A 22,403-nucleotide genomic window follows, 5' to 3' on the forward strand; every position below is an offset into this window, starting at 1 on the left:
CGCGCGTGCCGCCGGACGGCCTCCGTCACGACGCTCTCTATGAAGGAGGGTGAGGTGTCAAGTGTGGGTTCTGGGTCGTTGTCCTCTGGGTCGGTCGTGGAGCAGGGGCTCGACTCTCTATCGCCTCATCGTGTGAGGACCAGGTGCTGTAGGGGCATCGCTCCGGTGGCGCATCTCAGAGAGGGCCGTCTATGCGGCCAGAGCGCGCGTGGCGCCTGCCGGAGCGAAGGTGGTGTTGCGGGTGAGCATGTGCCAGATCGCCTCGGCGAGCCGGCGGGCGATGTCGACCTGGGCGACCTTGGCGCCGCGCTGTTTGCCCAGGCGCTTCTTGTTGGCCTGGTAGCGGGCGGCGTAGACCTGATGGCGGCAGGCGTGAACGGCGGCTTCCATCAAGGCCCAGCGCAGGTACTTCGGGCCGGCGTGGGTCAAGGGGCCGCGGCGGTCGGTGTTGCCGGACTGGTAGACGCGTGGGCACAGGCCGGTGTAGCCGACGAGCTTCTTCGGGCTCGAGAAGCGGGTGATGTCGCCGATCTCCGCGGCGATCGTGTACCCGAGGATCCACGCGATCCCCGGGGCGCTCATCAGCAGCGGGATGTACCGGTGATCGGCCCCGAGCGCTTTGAGCTCTTTGTCGATCGCGGCGATCTCGGCGTCGAGCTCGTCGATCATCTGCACCGCGGCGAGGACCCCTGAGTGCCACGGCTCGGGGAACTCGAGCCGCGCAAGGAGCTTGCGGCCGCGGGCGCCGAACAGGTCCGACACCGGGCAGGTATGGCCGAACGCGAGCAGCTGCGCGTGGATGCGGTGCTTCAGCGAGCTGCGTTTGCGCACCAAGAACAGGCGCCAGCGCGCGCGTTCGCGTTCCTGGCGCTGCTCGAAGCCCGGAAGCCACACCGCGGGGACCAGGTCACGCCGTGAGAGCTCGGCGAGCACCCACGCGTCGATCCGGTCGGTCTTGCACGCCAACGGGCCGAGGCCTTTGACTTTCTGCGCGTCGGCGACCTCGACCTCCCATCCGAGCCGCTCAAGCTCGTCATGGACAAACCGGGCGCCGTTCATCGACTCGATCGCCGCCCGCACTAGGACCGGCCCATGCCGGGTCTCTACGCCGCGCGCGAACCCGCGCAGCCCGTCAGCGTCCGGCGGCGTCGCGCCGGCCTCGATCTGCTCGCCATCCGGGGCGAGCAGGCAATAGTCCAGCCGCTTGCGGCTGAGATCCAATCCAGCATGCAACATGTGAGCGGGCCTCCTCGTGGTTGCTCTTTCGGTGACACGCTGGAGCGTGCCACCGGGAGGCCCTCCTTCACGACATTCAGAGCAGATGGCACAGGTAGGCCGGCGCGGCGACGGTCCGGGGCCCGGAGGCGGTGGCGGGATGATCGTGGACGCCGCCCGCCGCCGCGATGCTGAAGAGCAGGGCCGCCGCGACGGCGCCGCTGCGCGCCGTCGCCAGGACGACCCGCGGCGTGGCGGGCTGCCGGGCGACGAGGATGAGCCACAGGAGGGACAGCTGCACGCCGAGGCCGATGAGGACCGCCGCGCCCTGCCCGCCGCTACCGACGAGCACCACGAGCGCCCCTGAGCCCACGAGCATGACCGCCGAGGCGAGCGCTCCGACCGTCAGGCACGCGCGACTCGGGCGGAGCACGAGCCAGGTGGCCCACGCGACGTGCGCCGCCGCGGTCGTGAGGGCGACGAGGATGGCGGCGTCCGCGCCGGCCGGGAGCGAGAGGGCGCCGGTCACGTGCCAGAGCGCGGCCGCCACGGCGAGGGCGGCGGTGACGCCCCGGAGGAGGAGCCGGGGTTCCAGCGCGAGCTCGTCGGCAGAGGAGACCACCGGACTCATCGCGTCCCTGTCGGCATGGCGCGCCGCCACCTTGAGCGCGCTCAAGTCGGATGGACAGATTGCCGATGACATGCACGTGGACGCCCGGCGCGCAACACGGCGATCGGCCTGACGGTGGTCATCGGCGTGGCCGTGTGGCCGATCGCTGCCGGCGCGAATGCGCTGATCGCGGCGTGCTACTTCGGGATCGTGTGGGTCATCGCGGGCGGATTGCTGCGCACCCACCAGGTCCGCAGCAACGCCCTCGGGGTCGCGACCGCCCTGATCTTCTTCACGTGCGCGGTGCACCACGGCTCGCACGCGGTGCACCTCCTGCTCCCGCTCGTCGGGCACGATGCCCACGGCGAGGCCATGCGCCGGGCGTTCGGCTGGCCGATGGCCGGCTGGGACATCTTCGGGGCGTGCGTCGGCGTCGTGTACCTCAGCCTGCGCTCCTCCTTCGGCCGGCTGCTGCAGACGCCGGCGATGTTCCGGGACATGTCGCAGGCGCGGGTCGACGCCGCGATCGCCGCCGAGCACGAGGCGCTGAACGAGGCGCAGGCCATCGGTCAGATGGGCTCGTGGCGGCGTGAGATCGCCTCGGACGAGTGGGAGACCTCCGACGAGTTCCGGCGCATCCTGGAGCTCGAGCCCGGCGACGATCCGCGCGCCCGCTGGTCGGCGGTCCACCCGGACGACGAGGGCGACGTCCGCGTGGCCATCGATCGCGCGGGGCGAGGGCAGGCGGCCGAGACGAGCTGCCGACTCATCCGCGAGGACCGCTCCGAGGCACGGCTGCAGCTCCACGTCCGTCCGGTGCTGGACGCCGCGGGCACGGTCGTGGCCGTCGCCGGAACGGTGCAGGACGTCACGCGTCAGAAGGCGATGGAGGCGGCCCTGCTCCAGGCCGAGCAGCGCTTCCGCACCGCCTTCGACGCCGCGCCGATCGGCGTCTCGCTGCTCTCCGTGGACGCTGACGGCACCGCGCGCTTCGTCTCGACGAACGACGCGATGAGCGAGCTGCTCGGCCAGCCGGTGGAGCAGTTCACCGGCAACCCGCTGGCGACGTACACGCACCCCGAGGACCAGCGGCTGCTCGCCGAACGGCTCGCCGAGCTCGCCCGCGACACCGCCGACAAGGTCGAGGCCGAGGTCCGGCTCATGCACCGCGGCGGCCACCCGGTCTGGGCCCTCGTGACAGCCGCGGTCATCCCCGCCCACGACGACGACCCGGGCCTCATCGTCGCGAACTTCACCGACCTCTCCCAGCGCAAGGCCTACGAGGGGCAGCTGCAGCACCTCGCCGACCACGACGCCCTCACTGGCCTCTTCAACCGGCGGCGCTTCACCGAGGAGCTCGAGCGCTGCCTCGCGCAGACGGCGCGGTACCGGGAGCCGGGCGCCGTGCTGTTCCTCGACCTCGACGGGTTCAAGGGGGTCAACGACACGCTCGGGCACGCCGCCGGTGACGAGCTCATCGCCCGGGTCGGCCGGATGTTCGCGTCCGCCGTGCGCACGACCGACATCCTCGCCCGCGTCGGAGGCGACGAGTTCGCCCTCATCCTCACCCGCAGCGACGAGGCCGACGCCGTCCGCGTCGCCGAGAAGCTCCTGTCGAGCATCCGGCGCGACGGGGTCGTCGTCAGCCACGAGCGCCATGCGAACGTCTCGGTCTCGATCGGCATCACGCTCTTCACGCCGCAGGACGACGTCACCGCCGACGAGCTCGTCGTCGAGGCGGACGTCGCGATGTACGACGCGAAGGAGGCGGGCAAGGATCGCTACTCGATCTACGAGCGCACGGGCCTCCAGCACGCACGGCTCACCGTCCGGGAGAACTGGAACCGCCGCCTGTCCGCGGCGGTCGAGGCGGGCACCTTCGTCCTCCACGCGCAGCCGATCGTCTCACTCGGCCGGGCGACCCCGCCGACGTTCGAGCTGCTGCTGCGCCTCCCCGACGACCACGGCGACCTCATCCCGCCGGGCACGTTCCTCTACAACGCCGAGCGGTTCGGGCTCATCACCCCGATCGACCAGTGGGTCCTCGCGCAGGCCGTCGCCCTCCTGGCCGACAGCCACGCGGCCGGCATCGACCTCGCGCTCTCGGTCAACGTCTCCGGCAAGACGATGACCGACGCGAGCCTCAGCGCCTACGTGGCCTCGCTCCTCGACCGCCGGCCGATCACCCCCGGCCGCCTCATCATCGAGGTCACCGAGACCGCCGCCATCACGAACATCGAGCGCGCCCAGGCGCTGGCCCGCGACCTGCGGAGCCTCGGCTGCCAGATCGCCCTCGACGACTTCGGCGCCGGCTTCGCCTCGTTCTACTACCTCAAGCACCTCAGCTTCGACCACCTGAAGATCGACGGCGAGTTCATCCGCAACCTCTGCACGACGCCCAGCGATCAGCTCGTCGTCCGCGCCGTCGTCGACATCACCCGCGGGCTCGGCGCCCGCACGATCGCCGAGTTCGTCGGCGACGACGCCACGGCCGACCTGCTGCGAGCCCTCGGCGTCGACGCCGCGCAGGGCTATCACCTCGGTCGGCCCGAGGCCCTGGACCGCGTCCTCCCGCACCTGCTCCGAAAGCCGCCCGCGCCCGCCGGAAGGGCCGCGACGAGCTGACCGCGCGCGGCGCCGGGGGAGGGCGCCCGGGCCGGCGTGCGCCCGGACCGTCTCCCGCTGAGGGGGGAGGCGGTCCGCCCGATGGTGACTGGTGGACGGGGCGGCCGCGTCGTACCGTCGCCGGACCATGCCAGGAGTGATCGACGTCATGAACTACGCGCCCTTCGTGGCGCCCGGCCTGTCGGGGACCGAGTACCAGTACGACGAGTTCCAGACGATGGTTCGGACCACGCTGCGCCCGCTGCTGCGGGACGGGAAGGTCACCACCCAGTGGGGGCGCGTCGTCGACGTCGCGAACCCGCCGACGGAACCGGACCCGGAGCTGCACATCGACGAGGCGGTGGCGCAGCTCGACGCCTCCGGCTGCGACGCGGTGGTGCTCGCCTGCCTGAAGATGTACTCCTACCGCTCGCACCAGCAGCTCATCATGGACATGCCGGAGGAGGTGGTGGCGCAGGCGGTGGCCGCCGCGCCCGACCGCTTCATCGGGGGCGCCGGCTACAACCCGTGGCGCATCGACGAGAGCCTGCGCCGCATCGAGACGTTCGTGCGCGAGCACGGCTTCCGGTACGTGTACTTCCACCCGATCACCTTCGGCATGGCGCCCAACGACCGGCGCTGCTACCCGCTCTACGCCAAGTGCTCGGAGCTCGGCATCCCGGTCGGGCTGCAGGTCGGTCACTCGGCCGAGCCCCTGCCGTCCGACGTCGGCCGGCCGATGCTCGTCGACGAGGTGGCGATCGACTTCCCGGACCTGCGCATCAACCTGTCCCACACCGGCTGGCCGTGGACCGGGGAGTTCATCTCGATGCTGTGGCGGCACCCCAACGTCTACGGCGACATCTCGGCCTACTTCCCGAAGACGCTCGACGCGGAGCTCGTCCGCGCGATGGATCGCCAGCTCCGGCACAAGATCATGCTCGGCACCAACGGGTTCCCGCTCGACCGCTGCCTGGCGGAGCTCGACGAGCTGCCGCTGCGCGAGGAGAGCAAGCGGCGGATCCGCGGCGAGAACGCCGCGGAGTTCTTCGGCCTGTAGGCGCCTCGAGGTCCGCTGGCGGACCTCCGCGGGTTATCGGCCCGGACGCCGGGTAGCAGCTGCGGGGCCGCGGTGGCCGATGCTCTCCGCGCTCCTGACCCCGCGGACCGTTGACCAGCACGCGCCACACCTACGACGAGCTCAGCGGCGTCTACCTGCCGGTCGCGCTGGTCGTGTTCGGCGTGGTCGTGGTGGCCATCGCCGCGGCGCTCCTCCTGCGCCGCGACGTGCCGCCCGGCGTGGATCGCGTCATGCACATCGCCGGTCCGGCGGCCCTCGTCATCGCGGCGGCCGTCCTGGTGGTGCTGACCTTCGAGGCCACGTCCGACGAGACGGCGGGAGCGAGCCCGCCCGCGCTGACGGTCCGGGTGACGGCTTCGCAGTGGATGTGGCGCTTCGACTACGGCGGGGGCGTGCGGAGCGCGCCGCCCGTGAGCCCGACGGCGCCGGCGGTGCTGCGGGTGCCGGCGGGGCGCCCCGTCCGGTTCGTCGGCACGTCCGCCGACGTCGACCACGACTTCTGGGTGCCCGACGTGCGCTTCCAGCGGCAGCTGTTCGCCGGGCGGACGACGACGTGGCAGCTCGTGTTCCCGCGGGTGGGCGGTTACCAGGGCCTCTGCGCGCAGTTCTGCGGGCTCTACCACCAGGACATGCACTTCGTCGTGCAGGCGATGCCGCCGGCGCGGTTCGCCGCGTGGCTCAAGGCGAGGCGGTCGCGGTGAGCAGCGTCATCCCGCCGCCGCCCCCGGCCGCGACGCCGCTCCCGGTCCCCGACGGCCCGAGCGTCCTGTCGGCCACGGTGGCGAGCACCGACCACAAGGCGATCGCGCGCGGCATCGGGCGCGTCGCCGCGGTCTTCTTCCTGGTCTCCGGCGTCTTCGCCTTGCTCATGCGCGCCGAGCTGGCGCAGCCCGGCCGTCAGGTCGTGTCGGAGGGGACGTACGCCGAGCTGTTCACGATGCACGGGTCGGGGATGATCTACCTCGTCGTCACGCCGGTCGCGCTGGCGCTCGGCGTGTACCTCGTCCCGCTCCAGGTGGGGGCGCGGCGGATCGCCGCGCCCCGGGCCGCGCTCGCGGGGGCGTGGCTGTACGCGGCCGGGGGCGTGGTCATGTTCTCCGGGTTCCTCACCTCCCAGGGGGCCGGCCGCGCGACGTGGACCGGCATCGATCCGCTGTCGGACGCGGTGCGCACGCCGGGGGCGGGCATGGACGTGTGGGTGCTCGGCGTCGCGATCGCGACCTTCGGCGAGCTCCTGCTCGCCGGCTGCGTCCTGGCGACGGCGCTGCGCCTGCGGACGGCGGGCATGACGCTGCTGCGGATGCCGCCGCTGACGTGGACGCTCGTGGTCACGTGCCTGATGGCCGTCTTCGCCTTCCCGGTGCTCATCGTCACGATGGGCCTGCTGTGGCTCGAGCGGCACGGGGTCTCGATCTTCCGCGGCGGCGACGGGGCGATCGCCTACCAGCACCTCTTCTGGTTCTACGGGCACCCGGTCGTCTACGTCATGTTCTTCCCGTTCGTCGGGGCGGTCGCCGAGGTGCTGACGACCGCCTCGGGGCGGCCGCTGCGCTACTACCCGCTCTTCGTCGGGAGCCTGCTGCTCTTCACGGCGCTGTCGATGAGCGTGTGGGCGCACCACATGTTCACGACGGGCGCGGTGGACGTGCGGTACTTCGCGCTGACGTCGACGGCGCTCGTCGTGCCGGCGGGCCTCGAGTACCTCGAGCTCGTCGGCGCGCTGTGGTCGCGGACGCTCCGCCTCGGCCTGCCGGTGTGGTTCGCGATCGCGTTCCTCGTGCAGTTCCTCGTGGGCGGGCTCAGCGGCGTGTGGGTCGCCTCGCCCGCGCTGGACAACCATGCGAACAACTCCTACATCGTCGTCGCGCACTTCCACTACACGCTCTTCGGCGGCAGCCTCTTCGGGCTCTTCGCGGGCCTCTACCACTGGTGGCCGAAGGTCACCGGGCGGCTGCTCGGCCACCGGCTCGGCGTCGTGCACCTCGTCCTCGGGGTCGTCGGGACGAACCTCACGTTCCTGCCGATGTTCTTCGCCGGGGAGCACGGGATGACGCGCCGGGTCTCGGACTACCCGCAGCGGGTCGCGACCCCGAACCTGCTCTCGTCGATCGGCGCGGCCGTCCTGGCCCTGTCGATGGCCGCGCTCGCGCTCAACCTGTGGCGGTCGGCCCGTCACGGTCGCCCGGCGCCGCCGGACCCCTGGGGCGGCCTCACGCTGGAGTGGGCGACGCCGTCGCCGCCCCCGCGCGGGAACTTCGTCGGCGCGGTCCCCGTCGTGCGGTCGGTCGCGCCGCTCGCGCCCGCGGCGGAGGAGGGACGATGAAGGGTCCGCTCGTCCTCTGCGTGTGGGGTGCGCTGCTGCTCACCAGCGCCGCCGTCCAGCTGCTCTTCTCGCCCCGGTCGACGACGGTCGCGCTGCTCGGCGGGGCGGGCGCGGCCGCGGTCCTCGGCGGCCTGGCCTGGCGGCGGGCGGCCGCGTCGACCGACGGCGCCGCCCGGGGCGCGCCCGCTGCGGCCGGGACCTCGCCCGGGGCGGCGACGCTCGCGGCCGGCGTCGGGCTGGCGGCGCTCGGCAGCGCCGTGAGCCCGTGGTTCGTCGCGACCGGCGCCGGCGTCGCGGTGGCCGGGGTCGTCCTGCTGACGACGGAGCCGCGGCGATGAGGCGCGTCCTGCTCGCCGCCGGCCTCATCACGCTGCCGGCCGCCGCGTTCGTCCCGGACCGGACGCTCACCGGGCACATGGTCGAGCACCTGCTCATCGGCGTGCTCGCCCCGCTGCTCGTCGCCGCCGGCGCGCCCGTCCGCACGCTCCTGCCGCACCTGCGCACGCCCACCCGGCGTCGCCTGGTCGGGCTGCTGCACCACCCGGCGGTGCGCGCGCTCAGCCGCCCCGCGGTGAGCTTCCCCGCCTCGATCGCGGTCCTGCTCGGCGTGCATCTGACGCCGGCGTTCACCGTGGCGCTCCGGCACCCGTGGGTGCACGCCACCGAGCACGCGGCGCTGTTCTGGACCGGCCTGATCGCGTGGGCCGGGCTGCTCGGGGTGGACCCCGTCGGGCGGCGCAGCGGTGCGATCGCGCGCCTGGCCTGGGTCACCGCGGTGATGGGGGCGATGGCGGCGGTCGGGGCGACGTTCCTCGGCAGCGACCGCGTCCTCTTCCCCGACGGCACCGCCTCGGTCGCCGACCAGCACAGCGCCGGGACGGTCATGTGGCTCGCGGCGATGGGCGTGCTCGTCCCGGGCGGGCTGGCGGCCTGCGCCCACGAGCTGTGGCGTGAGGAGCAGCGCCAGCGGCGCCGCGAGGCGGTGCGGTCGTGAGGCGCGCGCTCGTCGTCCTGCTCGCCGTCGGCTTCGGCGGCCTCGGCACGCTGGCGCTGGCGTCCGCGCCGCGCGCCGCCACGACCACGACTGCGGCGACGGCCACGACCACCCCGTCGACCGCCCGGGGCCGCTCGATGTTCGTCGCCTCGTGCGCCAGCTGCCACGGGCAGGACGCCCGCGGCGTCCGCGGCCGCGGCCCGTCCCTCGTCGGGGTCGGCGCGCTCGCGGCCGACTTCGAGCTGCGCACGGGACGCATGCCGCTCGCCGCACCCCACCAGGAGCCCATGCGCCACCACCCCGCCTTCAGCGGCGCCCGGATCGCCGACCTCGTCGCGTACATCGGGAGCCTCGGCGGCCCGCCCGTGCCGGTGGTGTCGGGCGGTTCGGTCAGGCGCGGCCACGAGCGCTTCGCCGACAGCTGCGCCGGGTGCCATCAGATCGTCGGCCGGGGCGGCATCGCGACCGGTGCGGTCGCGCCGGCGCTCCAGGACGCGACGCCCGTCCAGGTCGCCGAGGCGGTCCGCCTCGGTCCCTACCTCATGCCGCGCTTCGGGCCCCGGCAGCTCACCGACGGCGACGTCGCGGACCTCGCCGCGTACGTCACCTACACCCGTCACCTGCAGAACCCGGGCGGCTGGGCGATCGGCAACCTCGGGCCCGTCCCGGAGGGCCTCGTCTGCTGGGGCATCGCGATGGTGCTGCTGCTCGGCGCCGCCCGCAGCCTCGGGGAGCGCGCGCGATGAACGTCCTCGCCCGTGCCCTGGCCGCGGCCGTCGCGCTGCGCGCCGCCCGGCGCGGGGCGTCCGGCGGCCCCGCGCCCGACGGGCCGCCCGGGCCGGAGCACCGGACGGCCGGGGCCAGCCCGGCCGCCACGCGGCTCGTCGCCGTCCTGCTCGTCCTCACCGGCTGCGCCGGGGCGGCGGTCGGCGTGCTGCTCGCGCTGCACGCCTCGACGCAGCTCCTCGGCCTCGCCGCGGCCCTCGCCTTCGTCCTGCTCGCGGTCGCCCTCGCCGTCGCGAGCTTCCGCATCGTGCCGCAGGAGACCGCGGTCGAGGACCGCCCGCCGGTGACCGACCCGCAGACGCGGGCCGCGCTGACCGAGACGGTCCGCGCGGGCGGGGACGGCGTGTCGCGCCGCGCGCTCCTCGGCGGCGCCGCCGGCGTCGCCGGCGCCGGGCTGGCGACCGCCGCCGCCGCGCCCCTGGCGGCGCTCGGGCCCCGGCCCGGCGGGCGGCTCGGGGAGTCCCGGTGGACGACCGGCGTCCCGCTCGTTGACGAGCACGGCGCCCCCATCCGGGCCGACGCCCTCGAGGTCGGCGCCTTCCTCACCGCGTTCCCGCACGGGGCGGACCCCCGCGAGCTCGGGTCGCCGGTCGTCGTCGTGCGCCTGCGCCCCGAGGACGTGTCGCTGCCCCCCGGCCGCCGGGCGTGGGCCCCCCAGGGCCTGCTGGCCTACTCGAAGATCTGCACGCACGCCGGCTGCGCAGTGGCGCTGTTCCGCTACCCGCTGAACGAGGAGACGTCGACCTCCCCGGCGCTCGTGTGCCCGTGCCACTACTCGACGTTCGACCCCGCCCGCGCCGCCAAGGTGACCTTCGGGCCGGCCGGGCGCCCCCTCCCGCAGCTGCCGCTGCGCATCGCCCCCGACGGCACCCTGCAGGCCGCGGGGCCGCTGTCGGGCCCGGTCGGGCCGGCCTGGTGGGGGGTGGGTCACTCGTGAGCACCCAGGTGCCCGCCGAACGCGAGGAGCCGGTGGGCGACACCCCCGCCGTGCGGTTCGTCGACGAGCGCCTCGGCGCAGCGAAGGTGACCCGGGGCGCGCTGCGCTACGTGTTCCCCGACCACTGGTTTTTCCTGCTCGGCGAGCTCGCCCTCTACGCGTTCGTCATGCTCATCGTGACGGGCGTCTTCCTCGCGCTGTTCTTCTCGCCGAGCACCGCGACGACGACCTACCACGGCGGCTACCAGCCGCTGGACGGGGTCGAGGTCTCGCACGCCTACGCGTCGACGATGCGCCTGAGCTTCGACGTCCCGATGGGGCTGCTCATCCGGCAGACGCACCACTGGGCGGCGCTGCTCTTCCTCGCGGGGATCATCGTCCACGTCATCCGGGTGATGTTCACCGCGGCCTTCCGCAAGCCGCGCGAGCTCACCCACCTGCTCGGCGTCCTGCTGCTCGGCCTCGGGCTCGTGGAGGGCTTCGCCGGCTACTCCCTGCCCGACGACCTCCTCTCGGGGATGGGCCTCGCGATCGCCTACGGCGTCGTGCTGTCGATCCCGCTCGTCGGCGGCCAGCTCGGCACGCTGCTGTGGGGCGGCTCGTTCCCCACGGCGGGCGCGTTCGAGAGCCGGCTGTTCATCGCGCACGTCTTCCTCCTGCCCGCCGCGATGGCGGCGCTCATCGGCGCGCACCTCGCGCTCGTCGCCCGGCACCACCACACGCAGTTCCGCGGGCCCGGCCGGACCGAGCGCAACGTCGTGGGGACGCCGATGTGGCCCGGCTACGCCCTGCGGTCCCTGGCCTGGATGTGCGCGACGTTCGCCGTCCTGCTGCTGCTCGGCGGCCTCGTGCAGATCAACCCGATCTGGCAGTGGGGACCGTACGAGCCGTGGCTCGGCAGCAACGGCGCGCAGCCCGACTGGTACCTCGGCTGGCTCATCGGCGCGCTACGGCTCATGCCCCCGATCGAGCCCCGGTTCTGGGGTCACACCTGGGCCGGCAACCCGTTCTTCGGCGGCGTGCTGCTGCCCACCGCCGTCTTCGGGCTGCTCGCCGCGTGGCCGTGGGTCGACCGGCGGCTGTGGACCCGCGACCGCCTCGACCACCACCTGCTCTCGCTGCTCCGCGACGAGCCCGGCCGGGTGGGGGCGACCGCCGCCTTCGCCGCGTTCGTCGCCACGATCTTCCTCGCCGGCTCTGCCGACCGCCTCTTCGTCGCCGCCGGCGTCCCCTACGAGGCGCAGGTCTGGGTGCTCCGCGCCGCCGTGTTCGTCGTGCCCGCCGTCGTCGGGGGGCTGGCCGCGCGGGCGGCCCGGCGGCAGGGGGACGTCCGTCGCTAGGACGGCCCGGACGGCGCGCGACGCTCGGCGCCCTCCGCCGGCGGGCGCCGGCGGGCGTCGCGCGGGGGCGCCCTCCACGCCGGCGGGCGGCGATCCCAGGTGATCGTGTCGGCGGCGCGGCGGCGGGCCCGCTCGCGGCGTTCGGCGCTGCGCCGCAGCGCCACCCGGATCGGGCTGTTGGCCTGCAGGGTGGCGCGATCGACCGGCATGCACCAGGTGATGCCCGGCCCCTCGCGGGCCCCGGGGACCGGGGGTCTGTTGACGGACCCCGGTCCGTTCGACCCGTGACCACCGGGTAAGCGCCCGATCGTGAGCGACACGGATCTGCACGAGCTCGGCCTTCTGGGGGACGGGTGCGGCTCAGCGCTCGTCCGGGCGGACGGGACCATCGAGTGGTGCTGCCTGCCGCGGTTCGACAGCGGCAGCTGCTTCGGCGCGCTGCTCGACGGCGAGCAGGGCGGCTTCTGCTCGATCGAGCTCGACGGGAGCGACGCGGAGCGCGGCGCCGCGCGCTACGCCGACGGCTCGCTCGTGCACGTCGTGGACCTGGCCGGCGGCGCGGGCCGCGTCCGCGTCGAGGACGCGCTCGCTCCCGGGAAGCAGCGGCTGGCGCGGGTGGTGCACGTGCTCTCGGGACGGTGCGACGTCGTCGTGCGGATCGTCGCCCGCTTCGACTACGGGCAGACGCGGCCGTGGCTGCACCGCCACGACGAGCACCGGGCGTGGATCGTCGGCGGCGACGATGCGCTCATCGTCAGCACGGACGGGACGATCGTGCGCTGCGGCGACCACGAGCTGCAGGTCCACGCCCGGGTCGGCACCGGCGAGCGGCTCCAGGTCTCGATCGCCTCCTGCCGGCCCGAGGACGCCGCGACCCTCACGGCCGACGCGCGCTGCACCGCCGCGGCCGACATCCGGGACGCGCTGAGCTGGACGCGCCGCTGGTGGGCGGACGCGGAGGCCGGCACCGACGACGCGGCGGTCGTCCGCTCGGCGCTGACGCTGAAGGCCCTCGTGTACGAGCGGACCGGGGCCGTCGTCGCGGCCCCCACGACCTCGCTGACCGAGGCGCTCGACGGTGGCCGCACGTGGGACTACCGCTACGCCTGGGTGCGGGACGCCACGTGGACCTCCCGCGCGCTCGCGGCGCTCGGCATCACCGGGGTCGGCGACGCGTTCTCCGCATTCGTCATGCGGGCCAGCGCCGGGCACGCGGACGACATGCAGGTCGTCTACGGCGTGGGCGGCGAGCGGCGGCTGCACGAGCACGAGGTCTCGCTCGCCGGCTGGCGGGGCGTCGGCCCCGTCCGGGTCGGCAACGCGGCCGAGCAGCAGATCCAGCGCGACGAGGCCGGGGAGATCCTGCAGCAGTGCCGCCAGCGGCACGAGCGCGGGCACCGCTTCGACGACGACGAGTGGCGCTTCATCTCCCGGGTCCTCGACCGCGTCGCGCGCCACTGGCACGAACCCGACCGCGGCTTCTGGGAGCTGCGCGGTGAGCCGCGGCAGTTCGTGTACTCCAAGGCCGCCTGCTTCGCCGCGCTCGACGCCGGGCTGGCCATCGCCGCGGCGCAGCGGCCGCAGGCGTCGACCGCGGGCTGGCACGAGGCCCGCGAAGCCGCCCGCGAGACGGTGCTCGACGCCGGGTTCGAGGTCGAGCGCGGCGTCTTCCGCCAGGCCGTCGGCCGTCCGGACCTCGACGCGACCGCCCTCCTGCTCCCGCATACGGGCGTCGTCGAGTGGACGGACCCCCGCATGCGCTCGACCGTCGACGTGCTCGCCGACGCGCTCGGCGAGGACGGGCTGCTCCGCCGGTACGACACCGTCGACGGGCTCCCCGGGCGGGAGGGGTGCTTCCTCGCCTGCTCGTTCTGGCTGGCCGAATGCCTCGCGCGCCAGGGTCGTCTCGACGCCGCGACGGAGGTGTTCGAGCGGGCCATGGAGACGGCGAGTCCGCTCGGGCTCTTCTCCGAGGAGTACGACACGCGCGCCGGAGTGGCCGTCGGCAACTATCCGCAGGCCCTCACGCACCTCGCGCACGTCAGCGCGGCCGTGGCGCTGGGCCGGCACCGGTCCGATTGAGGTGCGAGATGATTGGATGCCGGTGGTGGACCGCGCGTCGCTGCTCAAGCTCGACCCCGACCTCGGCAGCGAGCTGCCGGACGAGAGCTGCGCCCTGGCCGCCGAGCGGCTCATCGTCCGCCTCGAGCGCCTCCCGGCCGGTGACTGGCACCCGCAGCCCGACGAGTTCGGGGCGCGCGGCGGGATCGGCCTGCTCATCGGTGACGGGTTCATCGTCCGGCACGTGAAGCTCGAGCACCGCGCGGGCGCCGAGGTCCTCGGGCCGGGCGACCTGCTGCGCCCGTGGCAGGACGACGGGGAGTACGCCGTCTACCCCTACGTCCCGGGCTGGCGGGCGGTGACCGGGGTGACCTTCGCGGTCCTCGACCTCGCGTTCGCCAGCCGGCTCGGTCCGTTCCCGCAGGTGACCGCGGCGATCACCGGCCGCGCGATGAGCCGCTCGCGCCGGGTCGCCGGGCACCTCGTCCTCGCGCAGCTCGCGTCGGTCGAGCACCGCGTGCTGCTCGTGCTGTGGCAGCTCGCCGATCTCTGGGGGCGCGTCCGTCCCGACGGCGTGCTCCTCCCGGTCCCGCTCACGCACCGGCTCCTCGGCCTGACGATCGGCGCCCGCCGGCCGTCGGTCACGACCGCGCTCGGGGCGCTGGCCGAGCAGGACCTCGTCCGCAGCCTCGGCCGCGAGGGCTTCCTCCTCCTCGGCCCGCCGCCGCAGGACCTGCCTCTGCTCCGCGGCGCGGCGACCTCGTCGCTGCCGTCGCGAGCGCTGCTGTCAGCCCCGCCGGTGTGACCACGCGCCGCCGGCCGCGGCGGCGAGGGTCGTCGCGGCGGCGACCGAGGCCCGGTGCGTGGCCGCCCACAGCTGCGGGCTGCGGTGGTGGGCCTGCTCGGTGAAGCGGCCGGTCGTGCCGTGGTCCTCCCGGTCGTCGAGCGGGGTCTCGAGGTAGTCGCGCCGGTCCGGCGCGGCCGGCGTGTCGGTCTGCTGGGACCCGAAGCCCGTCCGCGCGAGGTAGCGCTCGGCGAGCCACGGCGCGCACCGGTTCCCGATGATCGTCAGGACCGTGGGCGCCCCGACCCAGACCTCGCGCCGGCGGGGGTGGTCGGCGGCCCAGACCACCGCGCGGGCGGCGACGGCGGGCGCGTAGATCGGCGGGACCGGCTGTGGCTCGCGCGGCACGTGCAGGCGCACCCACGAGAACTGCGTCGTGTTCATCCCCGGGAGCTGCACGATCGTGAGGCCGACGCCGCTGCCCCGGTGGCGCAGCTCGCACCGCAGTGATTCGAAGAAGCCCTGGATCGCGTGCTTGGCCCCGCAGTACGTCGCCTGCAGCGGGATCCCCTGGCGCGCGAGCGCGGAGCCGATGAGGATGACGTGCCCGCGGTCGCGCGGGAGCATGCGCCGGAGCGCGGCCTGCGTCCCGTGGACGGTGCCGAGGTAGGTCACCTCCGTCACGCGGCGGAACTCCTCGGCCGTCGTGTCCGCGACCTCCCCGAGGACCGCGGCCATCGCGTTGTTGACCCAGATGTCGATCGGGCCCAGCTCGCGCTCGACCTGCGCGGCGGCGGCCTCCACCGCCTCGGGATCCGCGACGTCCGCGACGATCGTCAACGCGGTCCCGCCCGCCGCGCGGACCTCCTCGGCGGCGGCCTCCAGCCCCGCCCGTCCCCGGGCGACAAGCGCGATGCGATCACCCCGGCGCGCGAAGGCGACGGCGGTCGCCCGGCCGACGCCGGCCGATCCACCCGTGATGACGATGACCCTCGATGTGGTGCTCATGCCGGGCGGATGCCCGGTCCGTCGGCGGACGGGGCCGCCAGGTCCGTCGGCGCACCTCTCCGCGGCCCGGGGTCCGTCGCCGGACCGCCGGCGTGACGCCCCCCGGCACGCCGAGCACCCATAGGACATGGTCAATCTCCGCCACGTCCGCGCCGCCTACGGGACGGTGCTCGTCCTCGCCCCCGACACCGTCCTGCGTCGCGTCGTCGGGATCCGCGATCCCGACCGGCGCCTGCACGCGGCGACGCTCGTGCTCGGTGGCCGCCAACTCGCGGAGGGGGTGCTGCCCCGTCGCGCCCGGCGGCTGCTCGTCGTCATCGACGCGATCCACGTGCACACGATGGTCGGGCTGGCCCTGATCGATGCGCGCCGGCGCCGGGCGACGCTCGCGAGCGCGGGGGTCGCCGCCGGCTTCGGCGTGGCGACCCTGGCGAACACCCGCACCGGAGCGACGTCATGAGCGGGCCGACCGTCGCCGAGTTCATCCTCGAGCGCCTCCACGAATGGGGCGTCGGGCGGATCTACGGCTACCCCGGGGACGGGATCAACGGGCTGCTCGGCGCCTTCCACGAGGTCGGTGACCGCGTGCGCTTCGTGCAGACCCGCCACGAGGAGATCGCGAGCTTCGCCGCCTGCGCCCACGCGAAGCTCACGGGCGAGGTCGGCGTCTGCATGGCGACGTCCGGCCCCGGGGCGATCCACCTGCTCAACGGGCTCTACGACGCCAAGCTCGACCACCAGCCGGTCGTCGCGATCGTCGGCCAGCAGGCGCGGACCGCGCTGGGCGCCGACTACCAGCAGGAGGTCGACCTCACCACGCTCTACAAGGACGTCGCGCACGAGTTCGTCGAGGTGTGCATGGTGCCGGCCCAGGCCCGCCAGCTCGTCGACCGCGCGATGCGCATCGCGGCGGCCACCCGGTCCCCGACGTGCATCATCGTGCCGAACGACGTGCAGGAGTCGCCGTACGAGGAGCCGGCGCGCGCCCATGGATCCGTCTTCACCTCGCCCGGGTTCCACCGCCCGCGCCCGGTCCCGGACGCCACGCAGCTCGCCGCCGCCGCCGACCTCATCAACGCCGGCGAGCGGCCGGCGATCCTCATCGGGCAGGGGGCCATCGGCGCGGAGGCGGAGGTCATCGAGCTCGCCGAGCGCATCGGCGCGGGGGTGGCCAAGGCCCTCAACGGCCGCGCCGCGCTGCCCGACGACCTGCCGTTCGTCACGGGCTCGATCGGCCTGCTGGGCACGAAGCCGTCGTTCTCGATGATGGAGGGCTGCGACACGCTCATCCTCATCGGCACCGGCTTCCCCTACGCCGAATGGCTGCCCCCGGAGGGCCAGGCCCGCGCGGTGCAGATCGACATCGACCCCCGGCGCCTCGGCATGCGCTACCCCACGGAGGTCGGCCTGACCGGCGACAGCGCGGCGACCCTGCAGGCGCTGCTCCCGCTCCTGGAGGAGCAGCGCGACCGCCGCTGGCAGGAGACCATCGCCGACGACGTCGAGCGCTGGTGGCGCATCCTGGACGAGCGCGCGCACCAGTCGGCCGACCCGATCAACCCGCAGCTCGTCTTCCACGAGCTCAGCGCGCGGCTGCCCGACCGCGCGATCCTGACCGCCGACTCGGGCTCCGCGACGAACTGGTGGGCCCGCCACCTGCGCATGCGCTCCGGGATGCAGGCTGCGCTCTCGGGGACCCTCGCGACGATGTGCCCGTCGGTGCCCTACGCGCTGGCCGCGAAGTTCGCCTACCCCGACCGCCCGGTCATCGCGGTCATCGGGGACGGCGCGATGCAGATGCTCGGCATCAACGCGCTCATCGACATCGCCCGCTACCACGAGGAGTGGAGCAACCGGCAGCTCGTCGTCTGCGTCCTGCACAACAACGACCTCAACCAGGTCACGTGGGAGCAGCGGGTCATGTCCGGCAACCCGAAGCTCGACGCCTCGCAGGTGCTGCCCGACGTCGACCTCGCCGGCTACGCCCGCCTGCTCGGCCTGGGCGGGATCCGGGTCGACCGGCCGGAGGACGTCGGACCCGCGTGGGACGAGGCGCTCGGCGCCGGCGGGCCCGTCCTGCTCGACGTCGTGACGGATCCCGAGGTCCCGCCGCTGCCGCCGCACATCCGCCTGGACCAGGTCAAGGGCATCGCCTCGACGCTGCGGCACGGCGACCCGGCGGCGCGGCGGATCCTCGTCGAGTCCTTCAAGGGCAAGCTCGCGGAGTTCACGACGCGATGAGACCTCCGTTCTCCCGCGCCGTGAGCGACTTCCGGGCCGGCCGCGCGCAGCGATTGCTGAGCGCGGCGACCGCCGCCGCCGCGGTCCCCCTCGGCGCCGAGATCTACCTCAACCACTACTCGGGCTCCTTCGGCAACCGCTGGATGTGGACGCCCGTCGCGCTCTCGCCGGCGCTGGCGGCGGCCGGCGTCGCCGGCGTCTGCTCCGAGCGGGCCGCCCGGACGGTCCTGCCCGCCGTGGCGAGCGTGTACCTCCTCGACGGCTTGGCTGGGGTCTACTTCCACCTGCGCGGCGCCGCCCGCAAGCCCGGCGGCCTGCGCCAGGCGACCTACAACCTCGTCATGGGACCGCCCGCGCTCGCCCCCGGCTCGCTCGCGATGGTCGGCGCGATCGGCGTCGCCGCCGCGATCTCCCGCCGGGAGGAGGGGCGATGAGCGGCGACGCCATGGACTTCGCCCGCGCCGAGCACCTGCCCAACCTGCGCGAGGACGGGCAGCCGGCCGATCCGAGCGGCCTGCCCCGGCAGCGGCAGGGCATCACCCCGCAGATGCACGGGCGCTACCCGGACTACGACGTGCTCGCCCACGCCGACGCGTGGGACGAGGTGACGCGGGAGCGCGTCGTCGGCCGGGCCGGGAGGGTGCCGGTGCTGCGCTTCTTCACGGCGGAGGAGGCCGCGGCGCTGCGGACGCTGCTCGACCTCGCGCTCGCCCAGGACGCCGAGCCCCGCATCCCGGTCCTCGAGATCGTGGACAGCCGGCTGCACGAGGGCCGGCGCGACGGCTTCCGCTACGAGGACATGCCCGACGACGGACAGACCTGGCGCGCGGTCGCGGCCGCCGTCGACGCGACGGCGCGCGAGCGGGGCGCCGCGAGCCTCCTCGCCGCCGATCACCCGACGCGGGTGGGCATCGTGGACGACCTCGCGCACGGCCGGCTCGACGACGGTCCGTGGAGCGAGCTCAACAGCGCGCGGGCCTGGTCGGTCGTCATGCGCGGTGCGCTCAGCGCCTTCTACAGCCATCCGTGGGCGTGGAACGAGATCGGCTTCGGGGGGCCGGCCTACCCGCGCGGCTACATGCGCCTCGGCGCCGGTCCCGCGGGCGCCGACCCGCACGAGGGCGCGGAGGCGTTCTCGCGCGACCCGGTGCGCGACGTGCCGGCGAGGGGCCTCGAATGAGCCTGCGCAAGGGCAGCGGGCCGCCCCGCGACAACGACTCCGCCTACCTCCTGGACGTGCACCGCCGGGCCGTCCCGGGGCGCGACACGATGCGCCGCTACGCGGACGCCGACGAGGTCGACCTCTGCATCGTCGGGGCGGGCGCCGGCGGCTCGGTCCTCGCGCAGCGGCTGGCCCGGCGCGGCTGGCGCATCGTCATCCTGGAGTCCGGCCCGTTCTGGGACCCGGATCGCGACTGGGTCTCGGACGAGGCCGGCCAGCACAAGCTGTACTGGACCGCGCCGCGCGTCATCGGCGGCGGCGATCCGGTGGAGCTCGGGAAGAACAACTCCGGGCACGGCGTGGGCGGGTCGATGGTCCACTACGCCGGCTACGCGCCGCGGCTGCACCCCTCTGACTTCCGCACGCGGACGCTCGACGGGGTCGGCGCGGACTGGCCGATCGCCTACGAGGACCTCCGCGACCACTACCGCCGCGTCGAGGCCGAGCTCCCGGTGGCGGGACAGGACTGGCCGTGGGGCGACCCGCACAGCTACCCGCACGCGCCGCACCCGATCTCCGCGGCGGCCGACCGTGCCCGCCGCGGCGCGCTGGCGGCCGGCATCCAGACGCGCGTCGGCCCGGTCGCGATCCCCAACGGCACGTTCGGCAACCGGCCGCACTGCATCTACCGCGGCTTCTGCCTGCAGGGCTGCAAGGTCAACGCGAAGGCGTCGCCGCTCGTGACCCACCTCCCCGACGCGATCGCGCACGGCGTGGAGGTCCGCGCGGACTCCCACGCGGTCCGCGTCGAGGTCGACGGGACCGGCACGCGCTGCACGGGCGTCACCTACGCCTCCGGCGGGACCCTCCATACGCAGCGCGCCGCGCTCGTCGCCGTCTGCGGGTACGCGATCGAGACGCCGCGCCTGCTGCTGAACTCGGCCGGCCCGGCGTGGCCGGAGGGGCTCGGCAACCGCGAGGACCAGGTCGGGCGCAACGTCATGGTCCAGGGGGCGCCGCAGGTCGCCGGGCGCTTCCCGGAGCCGCTGCGGCAGTACAAGGCGCCGCCGCCGGAGATCTGCTCCGAGCAGTTCTACGAGACCGATCCGGCGCGCGGCTTCGCCCGCGGGTTCTCGATCCAGACCGTCGGGCCCCTGCCGATCGCCTGGGCCGAGCACGTCCTCGCCGACGGCCACTGGGGGCACGCGCTGCGGGAGTACATGCGCGACTACAACCACTGGACCACCCTCGGCGCGCTGGCCGAGCTGCTGCCGCGGCCCGGCAACCGCGTGACGCTCGCCGACGAGCTCGACGACCACGGCCTGCCGGTCGCCCGGATGGATTACACGCAGGGCGAGAACGACCGCGCGAACATCGCGGCGGCGAAGGCCACGCTGGAGTGCATCTGGGAGGCCGCCGGGGCGCAGGACACGCTGACGATCGATCGCTACGCCCACCTCGTCGGGGGCTGTCGGATGGGGACCGACGCCGCCACGAGCGTCGTCGACGCCGACCACGCCGTCTGGGGGATGGCGAACCTCCTCATCGCGGACGGCAGCGTGCTGCCGACCCAGGGCGCGGCGAACCCGGCGCTGACGATCATGGCGCTGAGCTCGCGTCTCGCCGAGCGGCTGGCGGCCGGGCGCGTGCGCCCCGCCCCGGCCAGGACGGCGGCCGCATGACCGCGCGCATCGATCACATCGAGGTCAACGCCTACCGGGTCCCCACCGACCGGCCGGAGGGCGACGGCACGCTGACGTGGGACGCCACGACGATCGTCGTCGTCCACGCGCACGCGGGGCTCGAGGTCGGCCTCGGGTACACGTACGCCGACCAGGCGACCGCCAAGCTCATCGCCACCTCCCTCGCCGGCGTCGTGCGCGGGCGCAGCGCCTCCGCCCCCCGCGCGGCCTGGGCGGCGATGGTCGCCGCGACGCGCAACCTCGGCCGCCCGGGGATCACGTCGATGGCGATCGCCGCCGTCGACCTGGCCCTGTGGGATCTGCACGCGCGCCTCGCCGGGCTGCCGCTCGCAGCGCTCCTCGGCCGCGTGCGGGACACGGTGCCGATCTACGGCTCGGGCGGCTTCACGACGTACGACGACGAGGAGCTCACCGGTCAGCTCCGCGGCTGGGTGGACGCCGGCATCCCGCGCGTGAAGATGAAGGTCGGCCACGACCCGGCCGACGACCCCCGCCGGGTCCGGCTCGCCCGCGAGGCCATCGGCCCCGACGTCGAGCTCATGGTCGACGCCAACGGCGCGTACGACCGCAAGCAGGCCCTGCGGCTCGGCGAGCGGTTCGCCGCGGACGCGGACATCTGCTGGTTCGAGGAGCCGGTGAGCTCCGACGACGTGGACGGCCTGCGCCTCGTGCGCGACCGCGCGCCCGCGGGGGTGCACGTCGCCGCCGGGGAATACGGGTACGACGCGGCGTACTTCGCCCGGATGCTCGGCGCCGGCGCCGTCGACGTCGCCCAGGCCGACGTCACCCGCTGCGGCGGGATCACCGAGCTGCTGGCCGTCGACGGGCTGTGCCACGCGGCCGGCATCCCGCTGTCGCTGCACTGCGCCCCGGCCGTCCACGCGCATCCCGCGTGCGCGCTGCTCGCCCTGCGGCACCTGGAGGACTTCCACGACCACGCGCGCCTGGAGGCGATGCTGTTCGAGGGCGTCGCGCCCCGGCGCGACGGCGTCCTGCGCCCCTCGGGAGACCGGCCGGGCAACGGCCTGACCTTCCGGCGCGACGTGGCGGCCCCGTACTGCGTGACGGCCGGTACGCGGCCGGGGGGCCCGCGGTGATGACCGGCCCGCGCGACGTGAGGAACGAGGATGCAGCCGCCTGAGGCGATACGCCGAGCTCGTCGGAGCACCGCCCCGCTGCGCATCGACGCGGCGGAGGACGACGGGTCCTACGTCGTCGCGATCCACGGCGAGGTCGACGTCGCGACCGTCGAGCAGGTGGGCGCCGCCCTCGACCGCGCGATCGCGAGCGATGCGCCGGAGATCGTCGTCGACCTCGGGTTCTGCACCTTCATCGACTCGCGGGGGATCGCCACGCTCCTCGGCGCGAACCGGCGGCTCGAGCGCTGCGCCGGCCGCGCCCTGGTGATCCTCCCGGGGCCGCCCGCCGTCCGGCGGGTCTTCGAGATCTGCGGGCTGCTGGAGCTGCTCCCGTTCGCGGAGTGAGGCCGCGCGCGCGGGGCGCTCGATCTCGCGGACCGGTGCGGTGCCGGGCAGCGCGGGGCCGGACGGCGCC

General features: G+C 74.6%; 22 protein-coding genes. 18 read left to right on the forward strand and 4 right to left on the reverse strand.

Going from position 1 to position 22,403, the window contains the following annotated elements:
- Nucleotides 1-189 precede the first annotated feature (189 nt).
- Together NBH00_RS03750 and NBH00_RS03755 are read right to left on the reverse strand one after the other, a co-directional pair.
- Nucleotides 190-1,221: an IS110 family RNA-guided transposase gene (locus NBH00_RS03750; RefSeq protein WP_254569497.1), complete on the reverse strand. Its 1,032-nt coding sequence runs from the start codon at nt 1,219-1,221 to the stop codon at nt 190-192.
- A 91-nt stretch (nt 1,222-1,312) separates the two neighbouring features.
- Entirely contained in the window at nt 1,313-1,846 is a 534-nt protein-coding gene (locus NBH00_RS03755; protein WP_254572012.1) for a hypothetical protein, read from the reverse strand.
- A gap of 126 nt (nt 1,847-1,972) precedes the next feature.
- On the opposite strand from NBH00_RS03755, the gene NBH00_RS03760 reads away from it, so the two are divergent.
- The 9 genes from NBH00_RS03760 to qcrB all read left to right on the forward strand — a co-directional run bounded on the left by NBH00_RS03760 (nt 1,973) and on the right by qcrB (nt 11,890).
- Nucleotides 1,973-4,450: a putative bifunctional diguanylate cyclase/phosphodiesterase gene (locus tag NBH00_RS03760; protein WP_254572013.1), complete on the forward strand. Its 2,478-nt coding sequence runs from the start codon at nt 1,973-1,975 to the stop codon at nt 4,448-4,450.
- Between the two features lie 127 nt (nt 4,451-4,577).
- Nucleotides 4,578-5,489, forward strand: a complete 912-nt coding sequence (locus NBH00_RS03765) for an amidohydrolase family protein (protein ID WP_254572014.1) — start codon at nt 4,578-4,580, stop codon at nt 5,487-5,489.
- A 110-nt stretch (nt 5,490-5,599) separates the two neighbouring features.
- Nucleotides 5,600-6,211 carry a cytochrome c oxidase subunit II gene (locus NBH00_RS03770; protein WP_254572015.1) on the forward strand — a complete coding sequence of 204 codons (612 nt, stop codon included), beginning with the start codon at nt 5,600-5,602 and terminating at the stop codon, nt 6,209-6,211.
- Entirely contained in the window at nt 6,208-7,833 is a 1,626-nt protein-coding gene (locus NBH00_RS03775) for a cytochrome c oxidase subunit I (protein ID WP_254572016.1), read from the forward strand. The genes NBH00_RS03770 and NBH00_RS03775 overlap by 4 nt, the downstream gene beginning before the upstream one ends.
- The gene (locus NBH00_RS03780; protein WP_254572017.1) at nt 7,830-8,171 is read left to right on the forward strand and encodes a hypothetical protein; all 342 of its coding nucleotides are present in this window, start codon (nt 7,830-7,832) and stop codon (nt 8,169-8,171) included. Before NBH00_RS03775 ends, NBH00_RS03780 begins: the two co-directional genes overlap by 4 nt.
- Nucleotides 8,168-8,827, forward strand: coding sequence for a cytochrome c oxidase assembly protein (locus tag NBH00_RS03785; protein ID WP_254572018.1), 660 nt, complete (start codon nt 8,168-8,170; stop codon nt 8,825-8,827). Before NBH00_RS03780 ends, NBH00_RS03785 begins: the two co-directional genes overlap by 4 nt.
- Nucleotides 8,824-9,573, forward strand: coding sequence for a cytochrome bc1 complex diheme cytochrome c subunit (gene qcrC / locus NBH00_RS03790; RefSeq protein ID WP_254572019.1), 750 nt, complete (start codon nt 8,824-8,826; stop codon nt 9,571-9,573). The genes NBH00_RS03785 and qcrC overlap by 4 nt, the downstream gene beginning before the upstream one ends.
- The gene (locus NBH00_RS03795; RefSeq protein ID WP_254572020.1) at nt 9,570-10,550 is read left to right on the forward strand and encodes a QcrA and Rieske domain-containing protein; all 981 of its coding nucleotides are present in this window, start codon (nt 9,570-9,572) and stop codon (nt 10,548-10,550) included. Before qcrC ends, NBH00_RS03795 begins: the two co-directional genes overlap by 4 nt.
- Nucleotides 10,547-11,890, forward strand: a complete 1,344-nt coding sequence (gene qcrB, locus NBH00_RS03800; RefSeq protein ID WP_254572021.1) for a cytochrome bc1 complex cytochrome b subunit — start codon at nt 10,547-10,549, stop codon at nt 11,888-11,890. The genes NBH00_RS03795 and qcrB overlap by 4 nt, the downstream gene beginning before the upstream one ends.
- On the opposite strand, the gene NBH00_RS03805 is transcribed toward qcrB, so the two are convergent.
- A complete protein-coding gene (locus NBH00_RS03805) occupies nt 11,887-12,099 on the reverse strand; it encodes a hypothetical protein (RefSeq protein ID WP_254572022.1) in 213 nt (70 codons plus the stop codon). The two genes, qcrB and NBH00_RS03805, sit on opposite strands and share 4 nt — an antisense overlap.
- Before the next feature lie 100 nt (nt 12,100-12,199).
- Between NBH00_RS03805 and NBH00_RS03810 the strand changes: the two genes are divergently transcribed.
- Together NBH00_RS03810 and NBH00_RS03815 are read left to right on the forward strand one after the other, a co-directional pair.
- Entirely contained in the window at nt 12,200-13,972 is a 1,773-nt protein-coding gene (locus NBH00_RS03810) for a glycoside hydrolase family 15 protein (protein WP_254572023.1), read from the forward strand.
- Nucleotides 13,973-13,994: 22 nt separating this feature from the next.
- Nucleotides 13,995-14,756, forward strand: coding sequence for a helix-turn-helix domain-containing protein (locus NBH00_RS03815; protein WP_254572024.1), 762 nt, complete (start codon nt 13,995-13,997; stop codon nt 14,754-14,756).
- On the opposite strand, the gene NBH00_RS03820 is transcribed toward NBH00_RS03815, so the two are convergent.
- Nucleotides 14,739-15,743 carry an SDR family oxidoreductase gene (locus NBH00_RS03820; RefSeq protein WP_254572025.1) on the reverse strand — a complete coding sequence of 335 codons (1,005 nt, stop codon included), beginning with the start codon at nt 15,741-15,743 and terminating at the stop codon, nt 14,739-14,741. The two genes, NBH00_RS03815 and NBH00_RS03820, sit on opposite strands and share 18 nt — an antisense overlap.
- A gap of 127 nt (nt 15,744-15,870) precedes the next feature.
- On the opposite strand from NBH00_RS03820, the gene NBH00_RS03825 reads away from it, so the two are divergent.
- The 7 genes from NBH00_RS03825 to NBH00_RS03855 are packed head-to-tail and all read left to right on the forward strand — an operon-like array spanning nt 15,871 to nt 22,333.
- On the forward strand, nt 15,871-16,203 hold the full coding sequence (locus NBH00_RS03825; RefSeq protein WP_254572026.1) for a hypothetical protein: 333 nt from the start codon (nt 15,871-15,873) through the stop codon (nt 16,201-16,203).
- Nucleotides 16,200-17,984 (forward strand): thiamine pyrophosphate-requiring protein, encoded by a 1,785-nt coding sequence (locus NBH00_RS03830; protein ID WP_254572027.1) that lies wholly within the window; start codon nt 16,200-16,202, stop codon nt 17,982-17,984. The genes NBH00_RS03825 and NBH00_RS03830 overlap by 4 nt, the downstream gene beginning before the upstream one ends.
- A gap of 20 nt (nt 17,985-18,004) precedes the next feature.
- On the forward strand, nt 18,005-18,418 hold the full coding sequence (locus NBH00_RS03835) for a hypothetical protein (protein WP_254572028.1): 414 nt from the start codon (nt 18,005-18,007) through the stop codon (nt 18,416-18,418).
- Nucleotides 18,415-19,164 (forward strand): gluconate 2-dehydrogenase subunit 3 family protein, encoded by a 750-nt coding sequence (locus NBH00_RS03840; protein WP_254572029.1) that lies wholly within the window; start codon nt 18,415-18,417, stop codon nt 19,162-19,164. The genes NBH00_RS03835 and NBH00_RS03840 overlap by 4 nt, the downstream gene beginning before the upstream one ends.
- Nucleotides 19,161-20,828 (forward strand): GMC family oxidoreductase, encoded by a 1,668-nt coding sequence (locus NBH00_RS03845; RefSeq protein ID WP_254572030.1) that lies wholly within the window; start codon nt 19,161-19,163, stop codon nt 20,826-20,828. Before NBH00_RS03840 ends, NBH00_RS03845 begins: the two co-directional genes overlap by 4 nt.
- Nucleotides 20,825-21,946 (forward strand): enolase C-terminal domain-like protein, encoded by a 1,122-nt coding sequence (locus NBH00_RS03850; protein WP_254572031.1) that lies wholly within the window; start codon nt 20,825-20,827, stop codon nt 21,944-21,946. The genes NBH00_RS03845 and NBH00_RS03850 overlap by 4 nt, the downstream gene beginning before the upstream one ends.
- Nucleotides 21,947-21,976: 30 nt before the next feature.
- Nucleotides 21,977-22,333: an STAS domain-containing protein gene (locus NBH00_RS03855; RefSeq protein WP_254572032.1), complete on the forward strand. Its 357-nt coding sequence runs from the start codon at nt 21,977-21,979 to the stop codon at nt 22,331-22,333.
- Nucleotides 22,334-22,403: the final 70 nt, after the last annotated feature.

It is taken from the genome of Paraconexibacter antarcticus, assembly GCF_024220175.1.
Taxonomy (GTDB): domain Bacteria; phylum Actinomycetota; class Thermoleophilia; order Solirubrobacterales; family Solirubrobacteraceae; genus Paraconexibacter; species Paraconexibacter antarcticus.